The organism is Sphingomonas sp. (genome assembly GCF_048594985.1).
Classification (GTDB): Bacteria; Pseudomonadota; Alphaproteobacteria; order Sphingomonadales; family Sphingomonadaceae; genus Sphingomonas_I.
The window spans coordinates 1-7,054 of the sequence record NZ_JBMDXG010000102.1 but is presented as its reverse complement, the minus strand read 5'-3'; the positions used below and the strand labels follow the sequence as shown (position 1 = coordinate 7,054).

Genomic DNA, 7,054 nt, shown 5'->3' with positions numbered 1-7,054 from the left:
TCATCGGACGTTCGGGAACAATTTCGGATCAAGGTAAACACGCGGCGAGGCCGTCAAGGTCTAGCCGGCGGCAAGCATCCAGTGGGCGATACGCCTATCCGGATTGCGTCGCCGCATGCGCAGAAAGGGATCGCCATGGCTTATCTCGAACCCGCCTCCGCCTTTGCTTCGGGCACGGCACGCGAGGTCCCCGCCGACTGGGCGCTGCAGGGCGAAGAAGCGACCGGCTTCTCGCCGCTCGAATGGACGGTGATCGCGCTGGCACGGCGCGACCGCCTGTCGAGCCTCAGCGCGCCCGGTCCCCTCGCCCGCGCGTTCGGCAGCGTGTTCGGTATCGGCCGTCAGTCCGTGCTCGCCGACCCGCGACTGGAAGCGATCCGTCGCGTGGCCGTTCATGCCTGGCACCGGGGCTATACGCTGCCCGTGTCGGAAATTAAGCGCTTCCTCGCGGCGGGGTTCACGACCGGTCAGTTCGAAACGCTGCTTGCCAGCATTTCGGTGAAGCGGGTGGATCGCAAACGCCGCTGAGCCATTTATTGCCGGCGCGTAACGCGCCGGCAAAAATCCCTCCCCATAGTGACCTCATGCCCTATTTCGATGATCGCCCCTATTTCGAGCGTCGGGCGGAAGAAGAGCTCGACCTGGCCCAGCGGGCCGCGCATCCGGCCGCTGTGAAGGCGCATTACGACCTTCTCAGCCACTATCTCGACCAGCTTTATCCCCGCGTCGAAGGCGATCAGGCCGGGCCGCAACACGCCCCAGCCTGATCGGGATCACTTCCGCCCGCGTCCCGCGGCAAGCTGACGCGCGGGCACCTTCACCGTCACGCTCTGTCCAGGATCGGATGCGTCGCGCGCCAGAGTGACGCGATACGTGCCCCCGGCGACACGAAACGCCTGTCGCCCCTGATCCCATGTCGACAGCAGGCGCGGGTCGATATTGACCGTGACCGTCCGCTCCTGACCGGGCGCGAGCGTCACCTTGTCGAATGCGCCGAGCCGCTTCGGCGCCTCCCATCCGCCCGCGACCGGCGCGACATAAAGCTGCGCGACATGGGCGCCCGCACGCTGCCCGCTGTTGCGGACGCGGAAGCTCGCGGTGATCACGCCGCGTGACTGGGTGGCGCGCAGCCGATCCTGGATGAAGCTGGTGTAGCTGAGCCCGTGGCCGAACGGGAATAGCGGGGCCTTGGCCGTCTTCTCGAACCATTTGTAGCCGACCGCCGCGCCCTCGTCGTAACGGACGTCGAACTGCTCGCCTTTCGCGGTATTCTGGCCCGGGATCACCGCGCGCGGATAATCCTCGGCGACGCGCCCGAAGGTGACGGGCAGCTTGCCCGACGGATTGACCGCGCCCGTCAGCACGCGCGCGATCGCCTGCCCGCCCCGGCTGCCTGGATACCAGGCCTCGACGATCGCGCCGACGCGCGGCGCCCAGGGCATCAGCACCGGGCCGCCCGTTTCCAGCACGACGATCGTGCGCGGATTGGCGGCGGCCACCGCCTCGATCAGCGCGTCCTGATTATCGGGCAGCGTGGTCGAGAAATCGAGGCTCTCGGCGGTCCATTGCGTCGCGAACACGATCGCGACGTCGGCCGCCTTCGCCACCGCCGCGGCCGACGCCGGTCGCTCGCCGCTGTCGAAGGTGACCTTGGCATTCGGTCGCTCGTTCGCCAGCGCGCCGCCGGGCGACGACTTGCCGTAGACGATCGGGCCGGGCCAGCTCTTCGGCCCCAGCCCCTTCACCGCCGTGCCCCCGCGCGGATAGACCTGCGCCGATCCGCCGCCGGTCAGCACGCCCGCTTCGGCATGGCCGCCAATCACCGCGATCGTCCGGACGTCGGGGCCGAGCGGCAGCAGATTGCCGTCATTTTTGAGGAGCACGATCCCCTCTTCCGCATCGGCTTGTGCCACCTTCTCATTGGCGGCGAAGTCGATCCAGGCGGGCTTGGGCGGATTGTCGATCGCGCCATAGTGGATCAGCGCGAAGGCGACCCGGCGCACCTTGTCGTCCAGCACCGCCTGCGAGACCTGCCCTGTCTGGACGGCGGATTTCAGCTTTTCACGCCAGACCCAGCTTCCCTCGTGGCCGACGCCCGTCTCCTGATCGAGCCCACCCAGCGCGTCCTTCACCGTGTCGTGCTGCGCGCCCCAGTCGGACATCACGTAGCCGCGAAAGCCCCAATCGCCCTTCAGCACCGTATTGTTCAGCCACGAATTCTGGCAGGCATAGATGCCGTTCACGAGATTATAGGAGCACATGACCGATCCCGGATCGCCCTGCTCGATCGCGATCTGGAAGGCGAGCAGGTCGGACATCCGCGCCGCCGGCTCGTCGATCAGGATGTTGACGCGGTTGCGCCCCGTTTCCTGATCGTTCAGCGCATAATGCTTGATGGTCGAAACGATATTGTTCGACTGGATCCCGCCGATGAACGCGCCCACCATCGTGCCGGCGAGCAACGGGTCCTCGCCCGCATATTCGAAATTCCGCCCGTTGCCCGGATCGCGCATCAGGTTGACGCCGCCCGCCAGCATCACGTTGAAGCCCGAATTGCGCGCTTCCGACCCGATCATCGCGCCCGCCTGACGCGCGAGGCGCGGGTTCCAGGTCGAGGCGGTGAGGATGCCCGATGGCAGCGCGGTCCGCTCCAGCGCGGGCGGGGCCACGCCCTGCGTCGCGACGCCGCTGCCGGCATCGGTCTGCCACTGCGGCGTGAAGCCGAGCCTCGGTACGCCCGGCACGAAGCCCGCCGACTGCGGCCGCGCCTCGGGAAATTGGAACTTGTTCCAGTCCTGCTGCACGCCGAAATAGCCGGTCACGACCGTGATCTTCTCGTCCAGCGTCATCGCCTTGACGAGCAGGTCGGCGCGTTGCGCGGCCGAAAGCTTGCGGTTCTTCCAGGCGAGCGGATCGGTGCGTGCCGCCGGCACGGACGTGGCGAGGCCGGCGATCAGCGCGGCGGACAACATGGCGCGATAAAGCATCAGGAAATCCCCTCCCGGCGCGAAATCACTCCGCGCCTCATGCGTCCTCCTATTCCCGCAAAGGCGGCGGACGCCAAGCCCGCTCGACATGCGACCATGGTCGCGGATAGGCGGCGGAGATGCGCCTGCTGATCGCCCTCGCCCTTCTTCTCCTCGCGGTTCCCGCGTCGGCGCGACCCGCGCTGTGGAAGCTGGCCGACCACGACACGACGATCTGGCTGTTCGGGACGATCCATGTCCTTCCGGAAAACACGCGGTGGCGCGATCCCGAGCTTGATCGCGCGATCGCCGCGTCGCGCGCGCTGGTTCTCGAAACCGTGCTCGATCGGGATCCGGGCGAGGTCGGCCGCCAGCTGTTGACGCTCGGCCGGGCGGAGGGCCTGCCGCCGCTTGCCGAACGCGTGCCCGTGGCGCAACGCGCCCGGCTGGCCGCGATGGTCGCGCGCAGCGGCATGCCGGCGCATACGCTCGATCAGCTCAAGAGCTGGGCCGCCGCCTTCGTCCTGACCGGGGTCGCGATGCGCGAGATCGGCGAACGCCACCCGCTCGGCCCGGGGGTCGAGCCGCAGCTGAGCGAAGGATTCCGCGCCGCCGGCAAGCCGGTCGAGGGCCTGGAGACGGTCGCCGAGCAGCTCGGCTATTTCGACGCCATGCCGGAGGCGGCGCAGCGCGTCTTCCTCGCCGCCACGCTGGACGACGTCGCCACTGCCGGCGCCGACTTCCGCCACCTCGTCACCGCATGGGAAAGCGGCGACACCGCCGCGATCGAGCGTGCCTTCGCCGACGATCCCGAATTCACGCCCGAGACGCGCGACCTGCTGATCCGCCGCCGTGACGAGGCGTGGGCGGCGGCGCTCGCAAGGCGGCTGGAGCAGCCCGGCACCATCTTCGTCGCGGTCGGCGCCGGCCATCTGGTCGGCCGGGATTCGGTGCAGAAGATGCTGGCGGCGAAGGGGCTGACGGTCGAACGCGTCCGCTGACGCAACGCAGCTCCCTGCCCCTTTCCGCCGCCACGGGCCCTATGGTTGCCCCCTGCCAGGCTTTGCGCTATGCGCCCGCCTTCCCGCCGGACATCCCTGGAGGCGGCGGGGCATCACACTCAAGCGAACTGGAGACAGACCTATGAGCGACACGCTCACCCTGTCGGCCACGGCGCGCGAGCGGGCTGGCAAGGGAGCCTCCCGCGCACTGCGTCTCGAAGGCCGCGTCCCCGCCGTCGTCTACGGCAACAAGCAGGAACCCCTTTCGATCACGGTCGAGGAAAAGGCGCTCGTCAAGGCGCTGAATACCGGCCACTTCATGAATTCGGTCGTGATGATCGACGGCGTCGGCCAAGCGATCCGCACCCTGCCCAAGGACGTTCAGTTCCATCCGGTCACCGACCGCCCGCTGCACGTCGACTTCCTGCGCATCGGCGAGCATTCGAAGGTGCATGTCGACGTTCCGGTCGTCTTCGTCGACGAGGATCAGGCGCCCGGCCTGAAGCGCGGTGGCGTGCTCAACGTCGTCATCCATGACCTGGGCCTAGTGGTCGACGCGGCCGAGATCCCGAGCGAGATCACCGTCTCGCTGAAGGGCATCGAGGTTGGCGAGAGCATCCACCTCAGCAACATCACGCTGCCGAACGGCGCCACCGCCGCCGACGAGGGCGACGTGACGATCGCGACCGTGGTCGCGCCGTCGGCACTCAAGTCGAGCGAGGGCGACACCGAGGCTTCGGCCGAGGGCGAGACCCCCGAGGCGTAAGCAGGACCGGCCGCCGCCCTGCCTCGGTTGGGCGGCGGCGCTTCTTCGGGCGACATCATGCTGTTGTGGGTCGGCCTCGGCAATCCGGGTGCGCAATCTGCGCTCAACCGGCACAATGTCGGCTTCATGGCCGTCGACGCCATCGCCGAAGTCCACGGGTTCGAACCGTGGAAGAAACAGTTTCAGGGCTGGGCGAGCGCGGGCCGGATCGGATCGGCGCGCATCCTGCTGCTCAAGCCCGCCACCTACATGAACGACAGCGGCCGTTCGGTCGGCGAGGCGATGCGCTTCTACAAGCTCGATTTGCCCGCCCTCACCGCCTTTCACGACGAGCTCGATCTCGATCCCTTCCGCATCAAGGTGAAGACCGGCGGGGGCGCCGCGGGGCATAACGGCCTGCGCTCGATCGACCAGCATCTCGGCCAGGACTATCGCCGCGTCCGGATCGGCATCGGCCATCCCGGCCACAAGGATCGGGTGACCGGCCACGTGCTCGGCAATTATGCGAAGGCGGAGATGGACGATCTGGCCGACATGCTCGGCGCGATCGCGGCGGAGGCGCCCTTGCTCGCCGCAGGCGACGACACCCGCTTCATGAACGACGTCGCGCGGAGACTGGCGCCATGACCGTGCGCAGCCTGTTCGCGACGCGCTTCTACGAAGGCGCGCTCGACGACGCGACCTTGCTCGACGAGCTCGAACGAAGCTGCCGCACGCTGGCGGAGGACGACCGCGCGGGCCGCGCCTGGTCGCGCGCGCATGGCTATCGCGGCTACACCTCCTACGCCTCGCTCGACGATCTGCCGCGCCGCGATCCTTCGATCGCGGCGCTGGTGCGCAGGCTCAACCGCCATGTTGCGGCCTTCGCCGACGCGTGCGGCTTCGATCTCACCCGCCCGCTGCGGCTCGACAGCCTGTGGGTCAACGTGATGAAGTCGGCAGGCACGCATTCGGGGCACATCCACCCGCACAGCGTGGTGTCTGGCACGATCTACGTCACCGTCCCGCCGGGCGCGGGCGCGCTGAAGCTCGAGGATCCGCGCCTGCCGATGATGATGGCCGCCCCCCGCCGGCGCGCGGAGGCGGACGAGGCGCTCCAGCCGTTCGTCTATGCCGAGCCCGCGCCGGGCACTATCTTCCTGTGGGAAAGCTGGCTGCGGCACGAGGTGATGCAGAGCACGGCCAGGGATGAGCGGATCAGCATCAGCTTCAACTATCGCTGACGGTCACCCGAGCACCTTGGTCATTAGCAGGTAGATGCCGAACCCGACGCTGCCTGTCGCCAGCGCCAGGGCCACGATCATCAGCGCCCCGTCCCTGACCAGCATCGCCAGCCCGAAAGCGGCGATCGCCGCCATCGGCGCGGTGGTGGCGAAGGGCAGCAGTTCGAGCGGCGGCACGGTCAGCGCGAGCAGGATGCACGCCACCGCCGCGAAGCGTACGAACGGTCCGCTCGTCAGCGCCGGCAAGCGGCCATGAAACCAGCGATCGGTCCACCGCGCGACCGGGCGTAGCTTGCGCACCGCCTTTTCAAGCTTGTCGGAGGACAACGACCGTTTCGCGATGAAGCCGGGCAGCCAGATATGCGCCCGGCCGAACGCGATCTGCGCCGCGAACAGGATGATGACCGCCGCGATCGCGGTCGGCAGGCCCGGAATGCCGCCCAGCGGCGACACTTCGATCAGCGCCGGGACCAGCAGGAAAGGACCATAGCTCCGGTTGCCGAACGTCCCGACGATGTCGCCGATCGAGACGCGCTCCTCCCGCTCAGCGCAGTCCGCGAGCCGGTCGAGAATGTCGGCGACTTTGTGCGGATCCTCGGCCATTCCCATGCGAACCGCCGGCATCGCGTCCATGTTCCCGCGCGCTTGGTCTGGCCAGCGCGAGCCGTAGCGCTTATGGGGCGCCAACTTTCTCCACATCCGGGCGAACCATGGGCTTCAAGTGCGGCATCGTCGGCCTGCCGAACGTCGGCAAGTCGACTCTCTTCAACGCGTTGACCGAAACGGCGGCGGCGCAGGCGGCGAATTACCCCTTCTGCACGATCGAACCCAATGTGGGTCAGGTCGCCGTCCCCGATCCGCGCCTCGACTCGCTGGCGGAAATTGCCGGGTCGGCCCGGAAGATCGAGACCCAGCTCGCTTTCGTGGACATTGCCGGGCTGGTGCGCGGCGCGTCGAAGGGCGAGGGCCTCGGCAACCAGTTCCTCGCCAACATCCGCGAGACCGACGCGATCATCCACGTCCTGCGCTGCTTCGAGGGCGAAGTGACGCACGTCGAGGGCAAGGTCGATCCGATCGCCGACGCCGAAACGGTCGAGA

General features: G+C 68.1%; 9 protein-coding genes. 7 read left to right on the top strand and 2 right to left on the bottom strand.

All coding sequences use genetic code 11. The features are described 5' to 3' along the window. The first annotated feature begins 135 nt into the window (after positions 1 to 135). The gene (locus tag ACOJSF_RS03855) at positions 136 to 528 is read left to right on the top strand and encodes a hypothetical protein (RefSeq protein WP_420140907.1); all 393 of its coding nucleotides are present in this window, start codon (positions 136 to 138) and stop codon (positions 526 to 528) included. Between the two features lie 56 nt (positions 529 to 584). After that, positions 585 to 767 (top strand): hypothetical protein, encoded by a 183-nt coding sequence (locus tag ACOJSF_RS03850; protein ID WP_420140906.1) that lies wholly within the window; start codon positions 585 to 587, stop codon positions 765 to 767. A 6-nt stretch (positions 768 to 773) separates the two neighbouring features. On the opposite strand, the gene ACOJSF_RS03845 is transcribed toward ACOJSF_RS03850, so the two are convergent. After that, entirely contained in the window at positions 774 to 2,987 is a 2,214-nt protein-coding gene (locus ACOJSF_RS03845; RefSeq protein ID WP_420140905.1) for a glycoside hydrolase family 3 C-terminal domain-containing protein, read from the bottom strand. Positions 2,988 to 3,106: 119 nt separating this feature from the next. Here ACOJSF_RS03845 and ACOJSF_RS03840 point away from each other — a divergent pair, with 119 nt between their 5' ends. From ACOJSF_RS03840 to ACOJSF_RS03825, 4 genes are all read left to right on the top strand, one after another. Beyond that, positions 3,107 to 3,967 (top strand): TraB/GumN family protein, encoded by an 861-nt coding sequence (locus ACOJSF_RS03840; protein WP_420140904.1) that lies wholly within the window; start codon positions 3,107 to 3,109, stop codon positions 3,965 to 3,967. A gap of 142 nt (positions 3,968 to 4,109) precedes the next feature. After that, a complete protein-coding gene (locus tag ACOJSF_RS03835) occupies positions 4,110 to 4,733 on the top strand; it encodes a 50S ribosomal protein L25/general stress protein Ctc (RefSeq protein ID WP_420140903.1) in 624 nt (207 codons plus the stop codon). A 57-nt stretch (positions 4,734 to 4,790) separates the two neighbouring features. Further along, positions 4,791 to 5,360 carry an aminoacyl-tRNA hydrolase gene (gene pth, locus ACOJSF_RS03830; protein ID WP_420140902.1) on the top strand — a complete coding sequence of 190 codons (570 nt, stop codon included), beginning with the start codon at positions 4,791 to 4,793 and terminating at the stop codon, positions 5,358 to 5,360. Continuing rightward, complete coding sequence (locus ACOJSF_RS03825) at positions 5,357 to 5,956, top strand: TIGR02466 family protein (protein ID WP_420140901.1); 600 nt, start codon at positions 5,357 to 5,359, stop codon at positions 5,954 to 5,956. Before pth ends, ACOJSF_RS03825 begins: the two co-directional genes overlap by 4 nt. Before the next feature lie 3 nt (positions 5,957 to 5,959). On the opposite strand, the gene ACOJSF_RS03820 is transcribed toward ACOJSF_RS03825, so the two are convergent. Next, on the bottom strand, positions 5,960 to 6,589 hold the full coding sequence (locus tag ACOJSF_RS03820) for an exopolysaccharide biosynthesis protein (RefSeq protein WP_420140900.1): 630 nt from the start codon (positions 6,587 to 6,589) through the stop codon (positions 5,960 to 5,962). A gap of 77 nt (positions 6,590 to 6,666) precedes the next feature. Between ACOJSF_RS03820 and ACOJSF_RS03815 the strand changes: the two genes are divergently transcribed. Further along, positions 6,667 to 7,054: GTPase (locus ACOJSF_RS03815; protein WP_420140899.1), on the top strand; the 388-nt coding region annotated here is incomplete at its 3' end.